Below are 20,843 nucleotides of genomic sequence, written 5' to 3' on the forward strand. Positions count from 1 at the left end.
CGGGGGAGAGGTGGCTCGGCGAAGCCGAGACGGAGTGGGGGTCGACGAGCTCGGCAGTCGCGGTTCTCGCACCCGCCGGGTTGCGCCTGCCTGTCTGCGGACCGCGCGTTCGATCACCGCCTTCCCCCAATCCGTCGCTGCTTCGCAGCGCCACCTTTCCTCCCTCCGGAGGGAAAGGAAGTGAGCCCTGCTGGAAGCGTTTGGCGACCAGACTTGAATGCTCATCCACAAAAGGGGACAACAGCTCTCAAAACTCCACCCCCTGCTGCGCCTTCACGCCCGCCGCGAAATGGTGTTTGGTCAGCCCCATCTCGGTCACCAGGTCGGCCGCCTCGACCAGCGCCGGCTTGGCGTTGCGACCGGTGACGACGACATGCAGGCCCTCGCGGCGCGCTTTCAGCGCGGCAACCACCTTGTCCAGATCGAGATACTCGTAGCGCAGCGCGATGTTGAGTTCGTCGAGCACGACGAGACTGATCGACGGATCGGCCATCAGCTCCAGCGCCTTGGCCCAGGCGGCCTCGGCCGCCGCGATGTCGCGCTTCAGATCCTGTGTCTCCCAGGTGAACCCCTCGCCCATCGCGTGCCAGACGACGCGGTCGCCGAAGGCGGCGAAGGCCTCCTTCTCACCCGTATGCCATTTGCCCTTGATGAACTGGACGACGCCGACGCGCTTGCCGTAGCCGAGCATCCGCAGCGCCAGGCCAAAGGCAGCCGTGGTCTTGCCTTTGCCCGGGCCGGTGTTGACGATCAGCAGCCCCTTTTCGACCGTCTTGCTCGCCACCTCGGCGTCTTGGACCGCCTTGCGCTTGGCCATCTTGGCGCGGTGGCGCTCTTCGTCCTTTTCGTCGATGTCGGTCATGTCACTTCACCTTGAGCGGCAGCCCCGCCACCATCAAAAGCACGGTCTCGGCAATCGCCGCGACCTGCTGGTTGAGCCGGCCGGCGGCGTCGCGGAACCGGCGCCCCAGCGCATTGTCGGGCACGATGCCTTGCCCGACCTCGTTGGATACCACGAACCAGGGTCCGCGCGGCCGCGACAGCATGTCAGCCAGCCGCCGACATTCGGCCTCTACATCATGATCGGCCAGCATGTGATTGGTCAGCCAGAGCGTCAGGCAGTCGACAAGGACCGGCTGGTCCTCCGGTAGGGCCTCGAGTGCACCGACAAGGCCAAGCGGTGCATCGATGGTCGTCCAGCCCTCGCCGCGCCGCGACCGGTGCAACGCGATGCGCTGCCGCATCTCGTCGTCATAGGCTTGCGCCGTGGCGATGTAGGTCCATGGCGAAGGCAAGGCCGTCATCAGCGTTTCGGCGTGCGCGCTCTTGCCGGAGCGCGCACCGCCGATGATGAAGGTCAGTCTTCCGCGATCAGGCAAAGCTGTCGCGCAGGCTCGTCGCGCTGCCGGTGAAGCGTCCGCGCACCACGCCGACGACAGCGCCGAGCACGAGCCAGAACACCAGGTTGGTTACGGTTACCGCCACCACGAACTGATGGTGCAGGCCTTCCGGAATCGGCGTCTCGAAACTGTCCGGCTGCGGCGCGCCGACAATATGCGGCGCGACGATCAACACCACGCCCAGAATCGCCAGCGGCAGTGATTTGCGGAAGGCGATCAGGGCAAGGCCGATCGCCGTCGCCGCCACCGTCGCCGTCCACCAGATCTGGCGTGGCAGAAGCTCGGCGGCAGGCATGGCCGGCAGTTCCGGCGGCAGGCCGAGGCCCGGCGCCAGCGTGAACACGGCAAAGCCGGCCAGTCCCCAGAACACGCCCTGGCGCCAGTTGCCGATGCCGCCGGCGAATTCCGAAACCGCGACCAGGACCAGCGCGAAGCCGATGCCGGTGACGATGTTGGCAAGCACGCTGAAGGCGAAGCGCTCGAAGCCGTCGGCCGGCGCCCAGCCTTCCTCTTCAGCCGGAACAGCTTCAGCGGCTGCCGGCGCGGCGGAGCTCATGGCATTGCCCGCCGGGGCGGCAGAGTTCATGGCGTTGTTGTCGGTCGGGGCCGGTGCGGTATGGTCGTGGTGGTGGCCGCCGCCGGCCTGTTCGTAGACTTCCGCCTTCAGGATCAACGGCACGGTGGCATAGGCCTGCATGCAGGCGAGAACGACACCTGCCACGAGCCCTGCGATCGCCGCGATGAACACGACGTTGCGAAACAGGTTCATGATGTCAAATCCCTATCAGTGGCAGGGAAACGCCATCGAGTGGCGATAGTCGTGCGCGGCATTGTGGACCGCGTCGATATGCGAGAAACCGACAAAGCCTACGACGAAAACGCCGAGCAGCGCCGCGAGCGCGAGCTGCAGGAGGCGCGACTGCGAGGAGATGGAGGCGCCGAGGGAGACGGAAGCGGTATTCATGTCTTGTCCTTTCACCCTCCACCCGAGGGCATCGAAGTCAGTTTCCTGTCGCCGGCAGGTCTCCTGGCTCGCGGATCAGCGCCCTTCCCCACCTTCCCGAAGAAAATCTTCAGTGGCATATGGAGAGGACTACCGCACACAGTTGCGGGGGCAGCGACGGCTTTGGGCGACAGGTCAGCCCGCACCGCATTCCCTCTTGGTTCCAAACGGAACCGACGACAGACTGGACTATAGGCAGAATCGGCGCTCGCGGCAAACCAAATTCCGCCAGCAACCATCGCGAATACGCCGTGCTGTCCTGGAACCGCCGATGCCCCAATTGACAATCTTGCCGGCCAGGTGTCGGCTTGCGCGCATCACAGGAAGCCAGCCATGCAGCCCAGCTCGAGCAACCCCGCATCCCACAATGGTTTGACCCGGGCGGAAGCGACGTTGCCGTCGGCGGCCTATTGGGATGCAGGCGCCTATCAACAGGATCTCGACGCCATCTGGTATCGGAGCTGGCTGCTCGTCTGCCGCGAGGCCGAGCTGGCCCACCCCCTGGATTTCCGCACCTTCCGCGTCGGCACACAGGAGATCGTCTTGCTGCGCGACGAAACCGGCGAGTTGCGCGCTTTCCACAACACTTGCCGGCATCGCGGCTCGCAGCTCTGCCAGGTGAGCGAGGGCCGACTGAAGGCGCGACTGATCACCTGCCCTTACCACGCCTGGTCCTATTCGCTTCGCGGCGACCTCGTGCGCGTGCCGTCGAAATCGCTGCCGGACGGCTTCGACAAGGCCGATCATCCGCTTTATGGCGTCGCACTTTCGGTGTGGCGCGGCTTCGTGTTCATCAACCTGCAAAAGGATGCGGCCGGCTCGGCGCAGGCCTCCTTCGACCCCGCCTCCGGCAATCTTGGCAGTTGGCCGCTGGAGGCGCTGGTCACCGGCCATGCGCTGCGCAAGGTGATGAACTGCAATTGGAAGGTCTTTTGGGAGAACTTCAACGAGTGCCTTCATTGTCCTGGCGTCCACAAGGACCTGTCGCGGCTGGTGCCGATCTATGGCCGCGGCCTGATGAGCCGCCACGACGATCCCGAATGGACCCTCCACGCTGACAACGACGCGCCGGAGTTTTCCGGCGGGCTGCGCGCCGGGGCCGAAACATGGTCGCGCGATGGGCGGACGCACGGGCCGGTCTTCGCCGGCCTGACACCGGCTGAGCACGCCGCCGGCCAGACCTACGTCACCAGCCTGCCTTCGATGTTCATCGTCGGTCATGTCGACTATGTCAGAACCGTGCGGCTGGCGCCGCTCGGACCAGAGCAGACCGAATTGACCGCCGAATGGCTGTTCGCGCCCGAGGCGCTCGCCGCGACCGATATCGACAACATCGTCGGATTCGGCACCCAGGTGCTGGAGGAGGATGCCGCGATCTGCGAGGTCAACCAGAAAGGGCTGCGCTCCATGCGCCATAAGGCCGGCGTGCTGATGCCGGAGGAGTACGACCTCCACCGCTTCCACGATTGGGTACGCGAACGACATGCTGCGCTTGCGCCGTAAGCTTCACAGCGACTTCGGCAGATACCGCCAGGTGACATAACCGCAGACCGCCGCAAGCAGGCCGAGCGTGACGAAAACCGAGCCCAGTCCGAAAAAGGCCAGCACCACCGAGTAGACCAGCGGCGGCGTCAGTTCGGAAAAGTCGAGATAAGTGCGGTAGACCGCAGCCATCTGCGCCCGCTCATAAGAGCGGACCGAGCGCATGAAGGCGGTCGAGCCCAGCGCGTCGAGCGCGATGGTGAAGAAGGCGCCGCACAGCAGGAAGGCGCCGGTGACGAGCGGCGCGCTTTCGCCGACGGCACCCGCCGCCAGCAGCACCACCGACATGGCGAAATAGGCAAAAGTCATGGTCCTGCGGCCGCCGAAGCGCTTGCCGGCCTTGCCCCAGAAAATCGCCATGAACAAAAGCGCGTTGCCTGCCGAAACCAGAATGCCGCCGGCAAGTTCGCCCTCACCGGTGATGACCATGAACAGCGGGCCATAGACGAAAAATGTCGTCCAGAAGCAGGAGCGGCCGAAGGCGATCAGCCAGGCCAGCCTCAGCCTCGGCTGCGCGACGAAGCGGCCGATATTGGCTAGCGGGTTGACCGGGCGCGTCTTGCCCGGCCGGATCGAGGGATTGTCGCCGAGCCGGTAGGTCCAGAACAACGCCAGCAGGGCCAAGGCGAATACGGCGACCGCGCCATGCGCGGCATAGATGCCGAAGCGTGTGTAGAGAAAGATGCCGAGCGTCGGCCCACCCGTCCAGGCAAACATCGACCACGCCATGCGCAGCGATTCGGCCTGCATGAAATCGGTCTTGCGGATGTGGTCCATGATGTAGAGGTTGAGCGTGATCGACAGCGCGCTGGCGCCCATGACACGGCACAGCATGCCGGCCAATTGCCCGGCGAGCGTATGCGTGACGAAGAACAGCGAGCCGATCGCCAGCAGGCAGGCGCCCGCCGTGTAGACCCAGCGCCGCGCGAAACGCTGGATCAGCATCGGCATGAACAAGGTCACGGACAGGCCGAGCATCGCCACTATGGTGTAGAGGATCGAGACGATCTGCTCGTTGTGGAGGATCTCGTAGGCCTGGATCGGGATGACGCTCGACACCGTGGCGCGAGCGAAGGATTCGACCGCGTAGAGCGAGGCGAAGGTGCGGGCATCCGCGGCCTTGAGGGCCGGTAGCCAGATCGGATGGCGCACATGCGTGGACATTGCTTCCCCAAAGCAGAATCACCAGCCAAATCTGCGGCCATCATTTCGCGACCGGTAACAGGAAACCGACGTGCCCCGGTTAAAACGAAGCCGGTCAAAGGCTTTCCGGTGCTGGCCTAAAGGGGTGCCTGATGCAGCGCCGGCTGATCGTCCGTATCGAAGCTCACGGCCTTCTTTTGTCCGGCGTAACCGTGATAGTCCTCGTGCGGGGCTGAATCAGATCGCGAGACCATGAGCATCCAGACGCCGACCATGCCCGCCGCGGAGTTGCCGAAGACCAAGCGCATCGTCGCCGTCGACATGCTGCGCGGCATCGCGCTGATCGCCATGGCGAGCTACCATTTCACCTGGGACCTGGAATTCTTCGGCTACACCGATCCCGGCCTGACCGCCTTCGGCTGGTGGAAGTTCTATGCTCGCTGCATCGCCTCGACCTTCCTGTTCCTGGTCGGCGTCAGCCTGTATCTCGCCCATGGCAAAGAGATCCGCTGGAACGGCTTCTGGAGACGCTTCGCCATGGTCGCCGGAGCGGCGATCGCCATTTCGGTCGCCACCCGTATCGCCACGCCGGACGGGTGGATCTTCTTCGGCATCCTGCACCAGATCGCGCTGGCGAGCCTGCTCGGGCTGGCATTCCTGCGCCTGCCGGCGCTGCTCACACTGCCGATCGCCGCGGCGGTCATCGCCATTCCCTTCTATTTTCGGCTGGAATCGTTCGATCACCCCTGGCTGTGGTGGGTCGGCCTTTCCGCGGTCAACCCACACTCCAACGACTATGTCCCGCTGTTCCCGTGGTTCGGTGCGGTGCTTGTGGGCCTCGGAGCGACCAAGCTTGCCTCCGGCTTCGGCGCCGTGGCGCGCCTGGCAGATGTGGCACCCGGGCGCTGGTCCAACCCGCTGGGCTTCATCGGCCGGCACAGCCTGGCCTTCTACCTGATTCACCAGCCGCTGCTGATCGGCAGTGTCTGGTTGTTCTCGCAAGTAATGCCGGCCAAGGTCGAAACCCCGCAGGTGAACTTTCTCAAGACCTGCCAGATCTCGTGCGAGCAGCAGCGCGACAGCAAGTTCTGTTCGAGCTATTGTGGGTGCATGCTGGACACGCTGGAGGGCGAGGCAACGCTTGATCGGCTCTACAAGAACGACCAGACCGCCGAATGGAGAGCGCATCTGGCGGATCTCGCCGGCACCTGCACGGCCCAGACCGACAGCAAGATGACGGAGGAAGGTGTCGAATGACCGAGACCCCGCCCAAACCTGGGCTGATACCGTGGCCGCCGCTGATCTACATCGCCGCCATCGCCATCAGTATCGCGCTCGGCCTGCTCTTTCCCCTGCCCTGGATCGGCGACCTCCTGGGCGACCTCCTCTACGCGGCCGGCTGGGTGGCGCTGTTCGGCGTCGCCGCACTCTGGTTCACCGCCATCCGCACCATGACGCGGGCCAAGACCACGCTCAACCCCAACGCCGTCCCAGACCATCTCGTCACCACGGGTCCTTTCGGCGTCACCCGCAATCCGATGTACCTCGCCAACACGCTGCTGTTGATTGGCGTCGCCTTCATCTCCGGGATCGTCTGGTTCCTGCCGCTCGCCTTCGTCGCCGCCTTCGTCACGCAGAAGGTCGCGGTGGAAAAGGAAGAAAAGATGCTGTCGGCAAAGTTCGGCAAAAAATACCGCGACTATGCCAAAAGAGTGCGGCGCTGGATTTGATCCGCGCCATGGTTTCCGCCGTGAATCGCACTTCGGCCATTAGCCGAAACGTCCATTCCGTCGTCATCCTGGGCGAAGCAAGGAGCGCAGCGACGCAGCGCAGACCCTAGGATGAAGTTCGGAGGGCTCGGCTAATCTCGAATGTTTGCCATGGCCGCTCAAACGCGGTCCGCTACGTATTAACCCCGAGCTCCACCAGCCGCTCGACGCAGGATTCCTCGGCCTGGTCGAGTTCGGCCAATGTCTCCTCGAGGTCGCGGCGCTTTTGCCTCAGATCCTCGCGCTTTTCCTCGATGCGCTTGATCATCAGCTTGAGCTGGCCGACCTCGCCGGGCGGTTCCTTGTACATCTGGATGATTTCGCGGATCTCGTTGATCGAGAAGCCGAGCCGTTTTCCGCGCATGATCTGCCGGATCAAGTGTCGGTCGGATGGACGAAACAGCCGCGTGCGGCCCCGCCGCACCGGCTGCACCAGTCCCTCGTCCTCGTAGAACCGCAGCGTCCGCGTCGAGACGTCGAATTCGCGCGTCAGCTCGGTGATCGAATAATATTCCCGCATTCTCGCCCCATAGCCGGAGATTGGCGACTGCTGCTCTCCGTCCGCGGCAGACCTGCCGGAATCGGCCGCAGTCTGCCTGTCGCCGAGCCTCGCACGGCATTTACGTAAAAGTCAATTGAGCCGGATCAATGGACGCCGAACCACCACGTGGCAAGGCCCAGAAAAGCGAAGAAACCAACGACGTCGGTGACCGTGGTGACAAAGACCGCCGAAGCGACCGCGGGATCGACCTTGAAGCGGTCGAGCAGCAGCGGGATCAGGATGCCGGCAAGGGCCGCAACGAACATGTTGATGATCATGGCCGCGGCGATGATGCCGCCCAGATTGGCATCGCGGAACCAGACGGCGGCTACGATGCCGATCAATATGGCGAAAACGATGCCGTTGATGAAGCCCACGCCTATCTCGCGGCGAATGATGCGGCCGGCATTGTAGATGTCGAGATCCCTTGTCGCCAGCGCCCGCACGGTGACGGTCATGGTCTGCGAACCGGCATTGCCGCCCATCCCGGCCACGATCGGCATCAGCACGGCGAGCGCCACAATGCGCTCGATCGTGTGGTCGAACAGGCCGATCACCGATGCCGCAAGGAAGGCGGTCAGGAGATTGACAAGCAGCCATGGCACACGCGAACGCGAGGTCGAAAAGATGCTGTCGGAAAGCTCTTCGTCGCCGACGCCGCCCATGCGCAGGAGATCTTCCTCGGCTTCCTGCTGGATGACGTCGACGACGTCGTCGATGGTCAGCACGCCGACCAGCCGCTCGTTCTCGTCGACGACGGCGGCGGACAGAAGGTCATATTGCTCGAACTCCCGCGCGGCCTCTTCCTGGTCCATCGTGGCCGGAATGGCGTGCCGCGTCTCATGCATGACCTCCTCGACCTTGACCGAGCGCTTGGTGCGCAGGATCTGGTCGAGGTCTATGGCGCCAAGCAGCTTGAAGCTCGGGTCGATGACGAAGATCTGGCTGAAGCGGTCGGGAAGGTTCTTGTCCTCGCGCATGTAGTCGATGGTCTGGCCGACCGTCCAGAACGGCGGCACCGCGACGAACTCCGTCTGCATGCGCCGCCCGGCGGTCTCCTCGGGGTAGTCGAGCGAGCGACGTAGCCTGATGCGCTCGGTAAACGGCAGCTGCGACAGGATCTCGTCCTGGTCCTCCGGTTCGAGATCCTCGAGGATGTAGACCGCGTCGTCGGAATCGAGTTCCTGCACCGCCTGGGCAATCTGCGCGTTGGGAAGATTGTCGACGATGTCCATGCGGATCGCCTCGTCGACCTCGGTCAGCGCGGAAAAATCGAAGTCGGCCCCCAAAAGCTCGACAAGGGCGCGCCGCTGGTCGGGATGCAGCGCCTCGATCAGGTCGCCCATTTCCGACTGGTGCAGGTCGTCGACCTCACGCTTGAGCGTGAGCGTATCGCGGTCGGCGATCGCCGCGCCGATCTGGGCGAGAAAGGACGAAAGGACAGCGCCGTCCTCACCGTAGATGTCGGCGCGGTGTTCGTCAGCGACCCCAGCGCCGGTCGTCCGTTCGTCCTGGCCTTCCACCAGCGCCTCCCGCCATTGCAATCCTGGAAAAGGTGCATCTCAGGTCTAGAACATCGGACCCGAAAGTGGAAACCGGTTTCGGGAAAATCCGACGCTCAAAAAGAAACTGGCGTAACGCGCGGGAATATCAAACGAAATGCGCGGTGTCCGTAGGGCTGGAGGTGCCGCTACAAATCAGATTCTGGGGAGAGAGAATGGTGCGGTCGAGAAGACTCGAACTTCCACGGGTTGCCCCACAGCGACCTCAACGCTGCGCGTCTACCAATTCCGCCACGACCGCACGTGGTAGGAGCCGGAACCGACCGGCTCGCGGCGTGTAGCAAATCGTTTCCGGCGAAACAAGTGCGCCCCGAGCATTTAATCGCTGGGAATTGCCATAACGGATCAAAGCGCCAAAATGCACCGCGAACTGGACGTTTCGGCCCGATATCGCCATATGGAGTACAACAAGAGACATCCCATGCCAGAACGCAGCCAGATCGCCACGTCGTTCCTGCCTTTGCCCGGTTCGGCGCCCGTCGAATGGGCGATCGAGCCCGGCCTCACCGCCTACCCCGAGGCGCTTGCCTTCATGGAGGCGCGCGCCGAAGCGATCCGCAGCGGGGCCGCCGGCGAGATGGTCTGGCTGGTCGAGCATCCGCCGCTCTATACCGCCGGCACGAGTGCGCGCAGCGAGGACCTGATCGACGCCAACCGGTTCCCGGTGTTTTCGGCCGGCCGCGGCGGCGAATACACCTATCATGGGCCGGGCCAGCGCGTCGCCTACGTCATGCTCGACCTGAAACGCCGCCGCGAGGATGTGCGCGCCTTCGTCGCCGCCCTCGAACAGTGGATCATCGGCACGCTCGCCGCCTTCAACGTCAATGGCGAGCGCCGTGAGGATCGCGTCGGCGTCTGGGTGGTGCGGCCCGATCGCCCTGCCCTGCCGGACGGCTCTGCCGCGGAGGACAAGATCGCGGCAATAGGTATTCGGCTCAGGCGCTGGGTGAGTTTTCACGGCATCGCCATCAATGTCGAGCCGGACCTCGGCCATTTCAGTGGTATCGTGCCGTGCGGCGTGCAGGACCACGGCGTCACCAGCCTTGTCGATCTCGGGCTGCCGGTGACGATGGCCGATCTCGATCTGGCGCTGAAATCAGCGTTCGAGGATGTCTTCGGCCCGGCTACGGCCTTGCCCTTGGAAACAGCCCGCGAGGCCGGCTGAACGCTTCCCGGACAGCTCAGATCAGCCGTGCCGACGCCCAGAGCACTCCATAACCGTGGATGACGAACACCGCCAGCAGCGCGCCGGCGATGACGAAACGGTCGGCCGTGCGGATCGGCTTCAGTTCGTGGCGCGGCCTCACCCCGCTGCCCGCTGTCAGAAGGCTGAGGATTGCAAAGACCGCGCCGGCCGCGAGCAGAAAGCCGATGGAAAAGCCGGCCCGCCAGCCAAGCGCCAGGAACGCCGAGAGCAGGAAGAAGGAGGCCAGCGCCAGCGCGACCGGCCCCGGGCAGATCTGGCGCAGCACCTGGCCGCCATCGAATTTCCACACCGGCACCAGATTGGCGATGTTGAACAGGGCAGCACAGCCCGCCAGTGTCGCCAGCAATGTCGCGGCAAGCCAGTGCCCTTCCGCGCTTGCAAACGTGCTGCCCATCATCGCCAACGGCACCAGGAAAGCAGAGAACCCGGCGCCCATCAGCGCCACGAACGCAACTTCGAAACGGCTGTCATAGGGCCGGCCGCCAATGGCGAGGCCGCCGAGCAGCGGGATGAAGATCATGCGCGCCCTGCGGTGGCCCATCAGGCGGAATGCCGCCATGTGGCCGAGCTCGTGCAGGGCGACAACGGAAGTCAGGATCGCGGCCAGAGCAAGCCCGCCGCGGTGAAGCCCGAAGAACGGCCACAGGATGAATGCCGAGAGAGCGGCGAAGCCGAGCTGACTCAGCGGATGTTCGAACCAGCCGCCCTTGCGATACCGCCCTGTCCTGGCCCAGCCATCCAGCTTGGCGAGTTCGCGGCGCATGGCGAAATAGCGGAACGCCAGGAAGGCCACGCCGCGGTAACGGTCGGTCTGGGTGAGCGTAACCCGGGTGGCCTCGCCAATCGAGACCAACTGCGCGGTTTCCCGATAATGCGCCCAGAAAGACGGATCGAGCGCCGTGTCCTCGATGACGCGCATCGAAAAGCACCTGCCATGCACGACATTCTCGAGCAGGGCCTTGCGTTCGATCGGCAGGCCGTCCCGGCCCTCCCAGGACATTCTGGTGCGGACCACTCCCTCGCCCAGCATCTCCGCCGAGAGGATTTCGCCGGACCAGCCGGCATTGCTCCCGAGCGGCCACAGCGCCTGCCACAGACGCTGCCGGTCGGCCGCGACCGTGCGGCTGAGCCTGATTGTGCGCAAACCAAGCGGCACGCTCATCAGGAGAAAAATCAGCCCTAGATTGCTGGCCACGAGGAAGGCGGCGACGATGGGCGACACGCGGCGCTCCTGCTTTCAGGAGCGACACCCTAGCGCCATGGGCGGCAAGAAAGGCTTAACGGCAAAGCGGACTTTCGTCCGCCGGAACAGCGACGGCAGACACTGTCACCTCACATGGCTCCGATCCAGATCGCCATGGAAATGAGGAAGGTGCTCATGCAAACCAGCGAGATGACATCCTGAACCAGATCGGTCATAACTCTCTCCTGTTGTTGATATGTTCGCAATTTGTTCTAATTTTGTTTCAAAGTCAACGAGCGGAATCCGTCCGCTGCCGGAATTTTCGAGCGATCAAACCGGCAGGGTTAAGAAAAGGTTGACGGCGCGGGACCTATCAACAGGTCAGGAAGATGTCGGCGACGCTATCGTCAGTTAGCGTATGGGATGAGCGCCTGCTTGCACTCAACGTCAGTCGAGACAATAGTGGGTAAGCTAAGACTGCCGAGTGATGGACGTGAGGCAACACCAAGGCGCCAATCAAGCTGATCGCTGGCGAAAGCGCATGAGGCAAGGCCACCGGTGGCGCCTCTCGCGCAGCTTTGTAACCTGGCTGCTCATCCTGGTGATGATCGCGATCTCTTCCACCCTGATCGCACTGAAGGCTCATTGGCGGTTCTGATCCCGGAGGGATCAGTATCCCCGACGGGAAACTAAACCCGCGGAAATCTCGCTGGACGTTGTTAAGGTTGGACCCAATCTCGCAGCGGACATCAGAGTTCTACAGCGGCACCACCTTGCCCTCGGCCAGGGTGACGCGCCGGTCCATGCGCGCTGCCAGCTGGTGATTGTGGGTGGCGATCAGCGCCGCGAGGCCCGATTGCCGCACCAATGCCTCCAGCGCCTCGAACACATAGGAAGCAGTGACCGGGTCGAGATTGCCGGTCGGCTCGTCCGCCAGCAGCACCAGCGGCGCATTGGCGACCGCACGCGCGATTGCCACGCGCTGCTGCTCGCCGCCCGACAGTTCGGACGGCCGGTGCGATGCACGCTTGCCGATCTGCATGTAGTCGAGCAGCTGCGCCGCGCGCTCGGCCGCCTCCTTGCGCGGCAGACCTTTGATGAGCTGCGGCATCATGATGTTTTCCAGCGCCGAAAACTCCGGCAGCAGATGGTGGAACTGGTAGACGAAGCCGACATCGTTGCGGCGGATCGAGGTGCGCTCGTCATCGGATAGCCGGCCGCAGGCCCGGCCGGAGAGAATCACGTCGCCGGCGTCGGGCCGTTCCAAGAGCCCTGCCGTATGCAGCAGCGTCGATTTGCCGGTGCCGGACGGCGCCACCAGCGCCACCATCTCGCCGCGCTTCAGCGAGAAGTCCGCACCGTTCAGAATGGTGAGCTTGCGCGGCCCCTGGACATAGTGCCGCTCGACGCTCTTCAACTCGATAATGGCCTGCGCCATCATTCGTACCTCAGCGCTTCGACCGGATCGAGGCGGGCCGCCCGCCATGCCGGAAACAACGTCGCCAGGAAGGACAGGCCGAGCGCCATGATGACGACATAGGTCGTCTCGCGCGGATCCATCTTCGCCGGCAACTGGCTGAGGAAATAGAGCTCCGGATTGAACAGCACCTTGCCGGTCATCCAGGAGAAGAACTCGCGGATCGATTCGATGTTGAGGCAGATGATCACGCCGAGCAGCACGCCGGCGATGGTGCCGGTGACGCCGATCGCCGCGCCCGTCATCAGGAATATGCGCAGGATGGCGCCGCGCGAGGCGCCCATGGTGCGCAGGATGGCGATGTCGTGCCCCTTGTCCTTCACCAGCATGACCAACCCGGAGATGATGTTGAGCGCCGCCACCAGCACGATCAGCGTCAGGATCATGAACATGACGTTGCGCTCCACCTGCAGGGCGGAAAAGAAGGTCTCGTTGCGTTGCCGCCAGTCGACGAGGTCGATGGGTCGCTGCGCCGCTTCTTCCACCTTCGGCTTCAGCGCGTCGACATCATCGGGATTGTCGACATAGATCTCGATCGTCTGCGCCCGTCCGTCCATGTTGAAATAAAGCTGCGCTTCCGAGAACGGCATGTAGACGATGGAGGCGTCATATTCCGACATGCCGACTTCGAAGATCGCCGCGATCTTGTAGCCCTTCATGCGCGGCGTCGTGCCGAGCGGCGTCACGTCGCCGTCCGGCGAGATCAGCGTGATCGTGTCGCCGAGCGCCAGGCCGAGATTCTCCGCCATCCGCTTGCCGATGGCGACACCCTCGCCCGTGTCGAAATCGGCGATCGAGCCTTGCTTGATATTGCTGGCGACGATGGCGATCTTACCAAGGTCCTCGCCCCTGATGCCGCGTACCAGCGCGCCGGAGCCGCCGCCGACATTGCCTTGCGCCAGCACCTGGCCATCGATCAGCGGAATGGCGTATTTCACGCCGGCCACGCCGTTGATGCGGCCGGCGACCTGCGCATAGTCCTCAAGCGGCGAATCCAGCGGCTGCACGATCAGATGGCCGTTTACGCCGAGAATGCGGGTGAGCAGCTCGGCCCTGAACCCGTTCATGACGGCCATCACCACGATCAGCGTCGCCACCCCAAGCATGATGCCGAGGAAGGAGATCGAGGCGATGACCGAGATCACCGTCTCCTTGCGTCGCGAGCGCAGATAGCGCCACGCCACCGTGCGTTCGAAGATGGAAAACGGTCCGGCGCCTGCCGGTCTCGCTGCCGCCGCCTCGCTCATGCAGCGGCACCGAAGCGTTTTTTCGCATCGGCGATCGGCAGCGTCACGCGCTCGCCGGTCTTGCGGTGCTTGATCTCGACCTCGCCGGCGGCCACGCCGCGCGGTCCGACGATCACCTGCCAGGGCAGGCCGATCAGGTCGGCGGTGGCGAACTTGCCGCCCGGCCGCTGGTCGGTGTCGTCATAGAGCACATCCTTGCCGGCGGCAGTGAAAGCTGCGTTGAGTTCATCGCAGACACGGTCGCAATCGGCATCGCCGGCTTTCATGTTGATCAGGCCGATGTCGAACGGCGCCACCGCTTCCGGCCAGATGATGCCGTTCTCGTCATGGCTGGCTTCGATGATCGCCGCAACCAGCCGCGACGGGCCGATGCCGTAGGAACCGCCGGAAGCGAAATGATCCTTGCCGTCGGGCCCGGTCACCTTGGCGCCCATCGGCTTGGAGTATTTCTCGCCGAAATGGAAGATATGGCCGACTTCGATGCCGCGCGCCGAAACCTTGTCGCTGTCGGGAACCTCAGCCCAGGCCGCTTCGTCATGCATTTCGTCGGTGGCGGCGTAAGGCGTCGTCCAGGTCTTGACGATGCCTGATATCTCGGCGTCGTTGGAGAAATCGGTGTTGGCTCCGGGCACGCCGAGCGACAGATAATCGCGATGGCAGAACACCTGGCTTTCGCCGGTGTCGGCCAGGATGATGAATTCATGGCTGAGATCGCCGCCGATCGGACCGGTGTCGGCCCGCATCGGGATCGCCTGTAGGCCCATGCGGGTGAAGGTCCGGAGATAGGACACGAACATCCTGTTGTAGGCGGCTCTCGCGCCTTCGAAGTCGAGATCGAAGGAGTAGGCATCCTTCATCAGGAATTCCCGGCTGCGCATGACGCCGAAGCGCGGCCGCACCTCGTCGCGGAACTTCCACTGGATGTGGTAGAGGTTGAGCGGCAAGTCCTTGTAGGACTTTACATAGGCGCGGAAGATCTCGGTGACCATTTCCTCGTTGGTCGGGCCGTAAAGCATGTCGCGGTCCTGGCGGTCCTTGATGCGCAACATCTCCTTGCCGTAGTCGTTATAGCGGCCGCTTTCGCGCCAAAGGTCGGCCGACTGGATGGTCGGCATCAGGATTTCCAGCGCGCCGGCGCGGTTCTGTTCCTCGCGGATGATCTGGCAGACCTTGTCCAGGACCCGTTTGCCCAGCGGCAGCCAGGAAAAACTGCCCTGCCCCTGCTGGCGGATCATGCCGGCGCGCAGCATCAGCCGATGCGAGACGATCTCCGCCTCGCGCGGATTCTCTTTGAGGATGGGCAGGAAATAGCGCGACAAACGCATGGACTGGTCCGTGAATGAGGAGGCCGCGCCAGAATCGGTGCGACGCAGGCTTGCTTGCCCCGGCTTCATAGCCATTTCATGGCGCAATGGGAACCCGGACGCATCGACCCGGAAATCGGAAATTCACCTTTCGAACGGCGTGGCGCGCGGAATGAAAACGTTTTGAGCACCCCTCGCGCACGCCGCGAATGCTGGACGATCGAAGGAGCCACGGTTGCATAAAACGCCCGGCTGGTGGTTTCCCAAGCAAAGCCTGCCGTACTATTGTGCAGTGCAGCACGAGAATGCCCGTTTCAAGGCAAAATTCTTCGTGACATTTTCATTTCCGTTGGGCTAATGTGCCCCGATAACCGAGAGAGCAGAGAAAAATCTGTTCTCCTACGCGGTCAAAGTCTTGGGAGGATGCGATCTAGGCGCGGTTACTCGCTGCCGCCGGAAACCGGAAACAGATCGGACGCGTTTAAATTGCAAGGCCTTGTGCCTTGCATTTTTTTTGTGCAATCACCTGCTTAGCGCAATGCGTTGCCAAACCACCTTACCCTGCGTCATGATTTTTGAAGCCTGAACAGATGAGCCGGCGCCGAATGGCGGCATGACCTCGCCCGAAGCGCAAGAGCCGGTTTGAATGCTGCTATTTTGCCGTGGCCTGGCCGAATTCCGGCACGATGTGCGGGATGTCGTTGAGGCTATATCCCAGCCCGTGCGTCAGGCCGTAGAAAATGCCCATGAGCACCGCCGTGGCGACGGTGGTGCGGATCACCGCACGCAGCATATGTGGTCCGCGCGGCGCGCTAGGCACCGTGCCCAGCGTCACGTCACGATCGTCATCCTGCGTCCTGACGCTGAACGGCAGAACGGCAAACAGCACCACCCACCAGGTCGCGAAAAACAGTGCGGTGAACGAAACCCAGCTCATGGTTGCTCCAGTTCGATCAGCGTGCCGAAGAAATCCTTCGGATGCAGGAACAGCACAGGCTTGCCATGCGCGCCGGTCTTCGGCTTGCCGTCGCCCAGAACCCGGGCGCCGGCCGCCTGGAGCCGGTCCCGCGCGGTAAGGATATCGTCGACCTCATAGCAGAGATGGTGCATGCCGCCCGACGGGTTCTTCTCGAGGAAAGCCGCGATCGGCGAACCCTCGCCGAGCGGCTCCAGCAACTCGATCTTGGTGTTGCCGACATTGACGAACACCACGGTGACGCCATGCCCGGGCAGCGCCTGTGGTTCGCTCACTTCGGCGCCTAGCGTGTCGCGATAGCAAGCGACAGCCGCAGCCAGATCCGGCACCGCAAGCGCGACATGGTTCAGGCGTCCAAGCATAGAGCGCTCCGCTTTAGGGGAGTAGGGAAGAAGAAAAGCAACGGCTCATTCTCCCCTACTCCCCTACTGCCTTATTCCCCTATTCGTCACCGCGTGACGAATACAGTCACCAGCGGTTTCTTGCCCCAGGCTTCGTTGGCGGCGCCACGTACGGCACGGCGTACCGCCTCCTGCACCAGATCGAGATCTTTTCGGCGCTGACGGGGGATGGAGTCCACCGCGCCGATTGCCGCATCGATCATCAGGTCCTCCAGCGTCTCGCCCCTGGCGTCGGCCTCGGCGACGCCGATTGCGACGAGATCGGGATCGCCGGCGAGCTCATACTTCTCGTCCAGCACCACATTGACCGCGACATGGCCGGCAAAGGACAGTTTGCGACGGTCGCGAATGCCCATCGCCTGGTCGGTGCCGATCAACCTGCCGTCCTTGTAGATGCGGCCGAACGGCACCTGGTCGATGATCGTGGCAGGGCCGGGAGCAAGCCGCAGCATGTCGCCGTCGCGCACCTGCGCCACCTGGCCGATGCCCGACGTCGACATCAGCGAGCCCTGGGCCACCAGATGCGCGGCCTCGCCATGCACTGGAACGCCGATCTGCGGCCGTACCCATTCATACATCTTGCGCAATTCGCTGCGCCGCGGATGGCCGGAGACATGCACCAGCGCATCGCCGTCCTCGATGATCTTGATCCCGAGATCGACGAGGCGGTTCTTAATTTCGAGGATCGCCTTCTCGTTGCCGGGAATGGTACGCGAGGAAAACACCACCGTGTCGCCGGCCGTCAGCGACACCGACTTCATCTCGTCGCGCGAGAGCTTGGCAAGCGCCGCCAGCGGCTCGCCCTGGCTGCCGGTGCAGATGACGACCAGGTTTTCGCGCGGAATGAAGCCGAAATCCTCCTCGGCGATGAACTCAGGCAGACCGTCCATGTAGCCGAGTTCGCCGGCGACATCGATGACGCGCTTCAGCGACCGGCCGAGCACCAGGCACTGACGGCCGGCATCGCGCGCCGCCTTGGCGATGGAAACGATACGGCCGACATTGGACGAGAAGGTGGTGACGGCGACGCGGCCCTTGGCGGCCTGGATAACCCCTTTCAGCCCCTCGCCGACCGCGACTTCCGATGGCGATTCGCCTTCGCGCATAGCATTGGTCGAATCGCAGACCAGCGCCAGCACGCCCTTGTCGCCATAGGCGCGGAACCGTGCTTCGTCGGTCTTGGGTCCGATCGTCGGCGCCGGGTCGATCTTCCAGTCGCCGGTGTGGATGACGGTGCCTGCCGGCGAGGTGATGGCCAGCGACATCGGTTCGGGAATCGAATGCGCGACCGGGATCGCCTCGATTTCGAACGGACCGACAGTGAATTTTTCGCCCGCGCGGTAGATGGTCAGCGGGATCTTCGGCGCGCCCTGCTCGCCCTGGCGCTTGGCTTCCAGCAGCCCGGCGCTGAACGGCGTCATCCACACCGGCGCCTTGAGCCTCGGCCAGATATCCAGCAGCGCGCCATAGTGGTCCTCATGCGCGTGGGTGATCACGATACCGCGCAAATTGGCGATGTTCTCTTCGATGAAGCGCGTGTCGGGCAGGATCAGGTCGACGCCCGGATGCGCCGCGTCGGGAAAGGTGACGCCGACGTCGATGACGATCCATTCGCGCGCGCTCGGCGGACCATAGCCGTAGAGAGCGAAGTTCATACCGATCTCGCCGACGCCGCCCAGCGGCACGAAGACGAGTTCGGCGTTTTCCGCTTTCGCCATGATTTTTTCCTTCCTGGCCCTCAGGCCAAGCCATTGAAGCAATTCCGGGAAAAGTCTGTAACGGTTTTCCGTCTGGAATTGCGCAAAAACAAAACTATACCCGGGCGGATGCGACCGCGCCGAAATGCACATCGCCGGCGGCGATCGTCAAAACCGAGCCCTCATCGTCGCGGATCACGAAACGGCAGTCCTCGTCAATGGTCTCGAACACCCCGCGCACCACATTACCGTCAATTCTGACAGCAACCTCGCCGCCAAGCCCTGCCGCGCGTGCCAGCCAGCGCCGCCTGACGGCGGCAAGTCCCCGCCCGTCGTCCCACAGGCGGGCATTCTCGCTCCAGGCATCCGACAGCGCCAGGAACAGCGTTTCGGCATCGCATGCCGCACCCAGTGCGTGAAGCGACGTCGCGGGATACGGCAAATCCTCAGGGTACGCCACAACATTGACGCCGATGCCGACCGCCACCGCGAAACGGCCGCCGTCCAGCATGGCCGATTCCAGCAGGATGCCGGCGAGCTTGGCGCCGGAGGCGAGCACGTCGTTCGGCCATTTCAGCTCGAAACGGTTCTTGCCTTCATTGCCGCCGTCGAGGCCGATGGCGATCCGGCCCGCCGGCACCACGGCGTCGAGCGCATCGGCCAGCGCCAGGCCGGCGACGAAACCGAGCGTCGCGGCGAGGCGAAGCTCGCCCCCGGTGAGGACGAGCAGCGTCGCCGCCAGATTGCCCTCGGGTGTCGCCCAGACGCGGCCGCGCCGCCCGCGCCCGCTTTCCTGTTTCTTGGAAACGACCCACAATCTGCCGGGGTCGCCGGCCCGGGCGTGATCCAGCGCCAGCGCATTGGTGGAGCCGACGCTGTCATGCGCCTCCAGCCGGAATCCTTCCGACGCCGAGGTTGGAGCCAGCCGAAATGCCATCCCGTCAGAAGAATGTCTTGGCGGCGGCTTCGGCATAGGTGCCGATCGGACCGCCGATCAGCACATAGAACAGCACGAAAGCGCCGGAGACACCGAGTACGAGGCGCAATTCACTGGCCATCGGCACGAAGCCGCCGACCGGTTCGTCGAACCACATGATCTTGATGATGCGCAGGTAATAATAGGCGCCCACTACCGAGGCCAGCACGCCGATGATCGCCAGCGCGTAGAGGTTGGCATTGATGGCGGCGAGAAAGACGTACCACTTCCCCCAGAAGCCGGCGAGCGGCGGGATGCCGGCCAGCGAGAACATCAGGATGGTCAGGATCGTCGCCATGATCGGGTTGGTCGAGGACAGGCCTGCCAGGTCGCTGATCTGCTCGACATTGCCTTCCTTGCGCCGCATGGCGAGAATGAAGGCGAAGGTGCCGAGCGTCATCACCAGATAGATCAGCATGTAGATCGCGACGCCGCGCACGCCGGCCTGGCTGTTGGCGGCAAGGCCAACCAGCGCGTAGCCCATGTGGCCGATCGAGGAGTAGGCCATCAGGCGCTTGATGTTGGTCTGGCCGATCGCCGCGAAAGAGCCGAGCGCCATCGAGGCGATGGAGATGAAGACGATGATCTGCTGCCAGTCGGAAGCGATCGGCTTGAACGCGCCCATGGTGACGCGCACGATCAGCGCCATAGCCGCCATTTTGGGTGCCGCCGCCAGGAAAGCCGTCACCGGTGTCGGCGCACCCTCATAGACGTCGGGCGTCCACATGTGGAACGGCACCGCCGAGATCTTGAAGGCGAGGCCGGCCAGCACGAAGACCAGGCCGAAGACGAGGCCAAGCTGGCGCTCTCCGCCGCCCAGCGCCGTCGCGATCTCCTGGAACCCGGTGTTGCCGGTATAACCATAGACCAGGCTGATGCCATAGAGCAGCATGCCCGACGACAGCGCGCCGAGGACGAAGTACTTCAGGCCCGCCTCGGTCGAGCGCAGGTTCTCGCGGTTGATCGCGCACAAGACATAGATCGCCAGCGACTGAAGCTCGAGGCCGAGATAGAGCCCGATCATGCCGTTGGCGGAGATCATCAGCATCATGCCGAGCGTGCACAGAAGGATCAGCACCGGATATTCGAACTTGTCGAACCGCTCCGCCCTGGCGAAGCGCATCGACATGATCAGCGTCACCGCCGAGCCCACCAGCGCCAGCAGCTTCATGAAGCGGGCAAAGGAATCCTGGATGAAGGCATTGCCGTAGGCGCTGCCCTGCCCGGTGGAGAAGATCAGCCAGGCGCCCGATATCACCAGCACGGCAACGGCAAGGCCGGTCACGGTGTTGGCGGTGTTGGCGCGCGAATAGGCCCCGACCATCAGCAGCGCGAGCGCGCCGATGGCAAGGATCAGCTCGGGCGTCGAGAGCGACAGGCTGGAGAGAAGGTCCGGCGTCATGGTTCGCAAAACC

At 63.7% G+C, this 20,843-nt stretch carries 20 protein-coding genes, 1 tRNA gene and 1 riboswitch; of the genes, 4 read left to right on the forward strand and 17 right to left on the reverse strand.

All coding sequences use genetic code 11. The features are described from left to right. Positions 1-247: 247 nt before the first annotated feature. From cobO to FJ443_RS14550, 4 genes are read right to left on the reverse strand one after another with little or no spacing between them, the layout of a single operon-like run. Positions 248-862 (reverse strand): cob(I)yrinic acid a,c-diamide adenosyltransferase, encoded by a 615-nt coding sequence (gene cobO / locus FJ443_RS14535; RefSeq protein ID WP_140495605.1) that lies wholly within the window; start codon positions 860-862, stop codon positions 248-250. Between the two features lies 1 nt (position 863). Next, a complete protein-coding gene (gene cobU / locus FJ443_RS14540) occupies positions 864-1,379 on the reverse strand; it encodes a bifunctional adenosylcobinamide kinase/adenosylcobinamide-phosphate guanylyltransferase (protein WP_140521135.1) in 516 nt (171 codons plus the stop codon). Continuing rightward, positions 1,372-2,169, reverse strand: coding sequence for a CbtA family protein (locus tag FJ443_RS14545; protein ID WP_140555010.1), 798 nt, complete (start codon positions 2,167-2,169; stop codon positions 1,372-1,374). The genes cobU and FJ443_RS14545 overlap by 8 nt, the downstream gene beginning before the upstream one ends. A 15-nt stretch (positions 2,170-2,184) precedes the next feature. After that, positions 2,185-2,364: a CbtB domain-containing protein gene (locus FJ443_RS14550; protein ID WP_140495602.1), complete on the reverse strand. Its 180-nt coding sequence runs from the start codon at positions 2,362-2,364 to the stop codon at positions 2,185-2,187. A gap of 35 nt (positions 2,365-2,399) precedes the next feature. After that, a riboswitch (cobalamin riboswitch) is annotated at positions 2,400-2,596 on the reverse strand. A 140-nt stretch (positions 2,597-2,736) separates the two neighbouring features. Here FJ443_RS14550 and FJ443_RS14555 point away from each other — a divergent pair. After that, entirely contained in the window at positions 2,737-3,906 is a 1,170-nt protein-coding gene (locus FJ443_RS14555; protein WP_140579844.1) for an aromatic ring-hydroxylating dioxygenase subunit alpha, read from the forward strand. 3 nt (positions 3,907-3,909) lie between these two features. On the opposite strand, the gene FJ443_RS14560 is transcribed toward FJ443_RS14555, so the two are convergent. Continuing rightward, positions 3,910-5,109 carry an MFS transporter gene (locus FJ443_RS14560; protein WP_140495600.1) on the reverse strand — a complete coding sequence of 400 codons (1,200 nt, stop codon included), beginning with the start codon at positions 5,107-5,109 and terminating at the stop codon, positions 3,910-3,912. Between the two features lie 231 nt (positions 5,110-5,340). Between FJ443_RS14560 and FJ443_RS14565 the strand changes: the two genes are divergently transcribed. Continuing rightward, entirely contained in the window at positions 5,341-6,345 is a 1,005-nt protein-coding gene (locus FJ443_RS14565; protein ID WP_140664603.1) for a DUF1624 domain-containing protein, read from the forward strand. Continuing rightward, positions 6,342-6,818 carry an isoprenylcysteine carboxylmethyltransferase family protein gene (locus FJ443_RS14570; protein WP_140664606.1) on the forward strand — a complete coding sequence of 159 codons (477 nt, stop codon included), beginning with the start codon at positions 6,342-6,344 and terminating at the stop codon, positions 6,816-6,818. The genes FJ443_RS14565 and FJ443_RS14570 overlap by 4 nt, the downstream gene beginning before the upstream one ends. 172 nt (positions 6,819-6,990) lie before the next feature. Here the strand turns inward: FJ443_RS14570 and FJ443_RS14575 are convergent, their stop codons facing one another. From FJ443_RS14575 to FJ443_RS14585, 3 genes are all read right to left on the reverse strand, one after another. Further along, a complete protein-coding gene (locus tag FJ443_RS14575; RefSeq protein WP_006203215.1) occupies positions 6,991-7,377 on the reverse strand; it encodes a MerR family DNA-binding transcriptional regulator in 387 nt (128 codons plus the stop codon). A 125-nt stretch (positions 7,378-7,502) separates the two neighbouring features. Beyond that, positions 7,503-8,921 (reverse strand): magnesium transporter, encoded by a 1,419-nt coding sequence (gene mgtE / locus FJ443_RS14580; protein ID WP_140495597.1) that lies wholly within the window; start codon positions 8,919-8,921, stop codon positions 7,503-7,505. A 195-nt stretch (positions 8,922-9,116) separates the two neighbouring features. Then, positions 9,117-9,201: transfer RNA gene (locus FJ443_RS14585), tRNA-Leu, on the reverse strand. A 180-nt stretch (positions 9,202-9,381) separates the two neighbouring features. On the opposite strand from FJ443_RS14585, the gene lipB reads away from it, so the two are divergent. Beyond that, entirely contained in the window at positions 9,382-10,125 is a 744-nt protein-coding gene (gene lipB / locus FJ443_RS14590; RefSeq protein WP_140516401.1) for a lipoyl(octanoyl) transferase LipB, read from the forward strand. 16 nt (positions 10,126-10,141) lie between these two features. Here the strand turns inward: lipB and FJ443_RS14595 are convergent, their stop codons facing one another. The 9 genes from FJ443_RS14595 to nuoN form a co-directional block, all read right to left on the reverse strand. Next, complete coding sequence (locus tag FJ443_RS14595; protein WP_140516403.1) at positions 10,142-11,389, reverse strand: site-2 protease family protein; 1,248 nt, start codon at positions 11,387-11,389, stop codon at positions 10,142-10,144. A 718-nt stretch (positions 11,390-12,107) separates the two neighbouring features. Next, positions 12,108-12,791, reverse strand: a complete 684-nt coding sequence (locus FJ443_RS14600; RefSeq protein ID WP_181165304.1) for an ABC transporter ATP-binding protein — start codon at positions 12,789-12,791, stop codon at positions 12,108-12,110. Next, entirely contained in the window at positions 12,788-14,074 is a 1,287-nt protein-coding gene (locus tag FJ443_RS14605; RefSeq protein ID WP_140516404.1) for a lipoprotein-releasing ABC transporter permease subunit, read from the reverse strand. Before FJ443_RS14605 ends, FJ443_RS14600 begins: the two co-directional genes overlap by 4 nt. Beyond that, entirely contained in the window at positions 14,071-15,399 is a 1,329-nt protein-coding gene (gene proS / locus FJ443_RS14610) for a proline--tRNA ligase (protein ID WP_140664608.1), read from the reverse strand. Before proS ends, FJ443_RS14605 begins: the two co-directional genes overlap by 4 nt. A 631-nt stretch (positions 15,400-16,030) precedes the next feature. Further along, positions 16,031-16,315 carry a DUF1467 family protein gene (locus tag FJ443_RS14615; protein ID WP_140495592.1) on the reverse strand — a complete coding sequence of 95 codons (285 nt, stop codon included), beginning with the start codon at positions 16,313-16,315 and terminating at the stop codon, positions 16,031-16,033. After that, positions 16,312-16,716 (reverse strand): methylmalonyl-CoA epimerase, encoded by a 405-nt coding sequence (mce, locus tag FJ443_RS14620; protein ID WP_140495591.1) that lies wholly within the window; start codon positions 16,714-16,716, stop codon positions 16,312-16,314. Before mce ends, FJ443_RS14615 begins: the two co-directional genes overlap by 4 nt. Positions 16,717-16,802: 86 nt before the next feature. Beyond that, positions 16,803-18,473 carry a ribonuclease J gene (locus FJ443_RS14625; RefSeq protein ID WP_140495590.1) on the reverse strand — a complete coding sequence of 557 codons (1,671 nt, stop codon included), beginning with the start codon at positions 18,471-18,473 and terminating at the stop codon, positions 16,803-16,805. Between the two features lie 94 nt (positions 18,474-18,567). Further along, complete coding sequence (locus FJ443_RS14630; RefSeq protein WP_140516406.1) at positions 18,568-19,389, reverse strand: biotin--[acetyl-CoA-carboxylase] ligase; 822 nt, start codon at positions 19,387-19,389, stop codon at positions 18,568-18,570. A 4-nt stretch (positions 19,390-19,393) separates the two neighbouring features. Next, a complete protein-coding gene (gene nuoN / locus FJ443_RS14635) occupies positions 19,394-20,830 on the reverse strand; it encodes an NADH-quinone oxidoreductase subunit NuoN (protein WP_140495588.1) in 1,437 nt (478 codons plus the stop codon). Positions 20,831-20,843 lie beyond the last annotated feature (13 nt).

Origin of the sequence: Mesorhizobium sp. B2-6-1 (genome assembly GCF_006440475.1) — a bacterium.
Taxonomy (GTDB): Bacteria; Pseudomonadota; Alphaproteobacteria; order Rhizobiales; family Rhizobiaceae; genus Mesorhizobium.

What these genes read in the sequence shown, in the direction of transcription:
- FJ443_RS14630 (WP_140516406.1), bottom strand. Translation starts at nt 19,389, where the DNA reads ATGGCATTTCGGCTGGCTCCAACCTCGGCGTCGGAAGGATTCCGGCTG.
- FJ443_RS14545 (WP_140555010.1), bottom strand. Translation starts at nt 2,169, where the DNA reads ATGAACCTGTTTCGCAACGTCGTGTTCATCGCGGCGATCGCAGGGCTC.
- proS (WP_140664608.1), bottom strand. Translation starts at nt 15,399, where the DNA reads ATGCGTTTGTCGCGCTATTTCCTGCCCATCCTCAAAGAGAATCCGCGC.
- FJ443_RS14560 (WP_140495600.1), bottom strand. Translation starts at nt 5,109, where the DNA reads ATGTCCACGCATGTGCGCCATCCGATCTGGCTACCGGCCCTCAAGGCC.
- nuoN (WP_140495588.1), bottom strand. Translation starts at nt 20,830, where the DNA reads ATGACGCCGGACCTTCTCTCCAGCCTGTCGCTCTCGACGCCCGAGCTG.
- FJ443_RS14550 (WP_140495602.1), bottom strand. Translation starts at nt 2,364, where the DNA reads ATGAATACCGCTTCCGTCTCCCTCGGCGCCTCCATCTCCTCGCAGTCG.
- FJ443_RS14565 (WP_140664603.1), top strand. Translation starts at nt 5,341, where the DNA reads ATGAGCATCCAGACGCCGACCATGCCCGCCGCGGAGTTGCCGAAGACC.
- FJ443_RS14555 (WP_140579844.1), top strand. Translation starts at nt 2,737, where the DNA reads ATGCAGCCCAGCTCGAGCAACCCCGCATCCCACAATGGTTTGACCCGG.
- cobO (WP_140495605.1), bottom strand. Translation starts at nt 862, where the DNA reads ATGACCGACATCGACGAAAAGGACGAAGAGCGCCACCGCGCCAAGATG.
- lipB (WP_140516401.1), top strand. Translation starts at nt 9,382, where the DNA reads ATGCCAGAACGCAGCCAGATCGCCACGTCGTTCCTGCCTTTGCCCGGT.
- mce (WP_140495591.1), bottom strand. Translation starts at nt 16,716, where the DNA reads ATGCTTGGACGCCTGAACCATGTCGCGCTTGCGGTGCCGGATCTGGCT.
- FJ443_RS14575 (WP_006203215.1), bottom strand. Translation starts at nt 7,377, where the DNA reads ATGCGGGAATATTATTCGATCACCGAGCTGACGCGCGAATTCGACGTC.
- FJ443_RS14615 (WP_140495592.1), bottom strand. Translation starts at nt 16,315, where the DNA reads ATGAGCTGGGTTTCGTTCACCGCACTGTTTTTCGCGACCTGGTGGGTG.
- FJ443_RS14605 (WP_140516404.1), bottom strand. Translation starts at nt 14,074, where the DNA reads ATGAGCGAGGCGGCGGCAGCGAGACCGGCAGGCGCCGGACCGTTTTCC.
- FJ443_RS14570 (WP_140664606.1), top strand. Translation starts at nt 6,342, where the DNA reads ATGACCGAGACCCCGCCCAAACCTGGGCTGATACCGTGGCCGCCGCTG.
- FJ443_RS14625 (WP_140495590.1), bottom strand. Translation starts at nt 18,473, where the DNA reads ATGGCGAAAGCGGAAAACGCCGAACTCGTCTTCGTGCCGCTGGGCGGC.
- FJ443_RS14600 (WP_181165304.1), bottom strand. Translation starts at nt 12,791, where the DNA reads ATGATGGCGCAGGCCATTATCGAGTTGAAGAGCGTCGAGCGGCACTAT.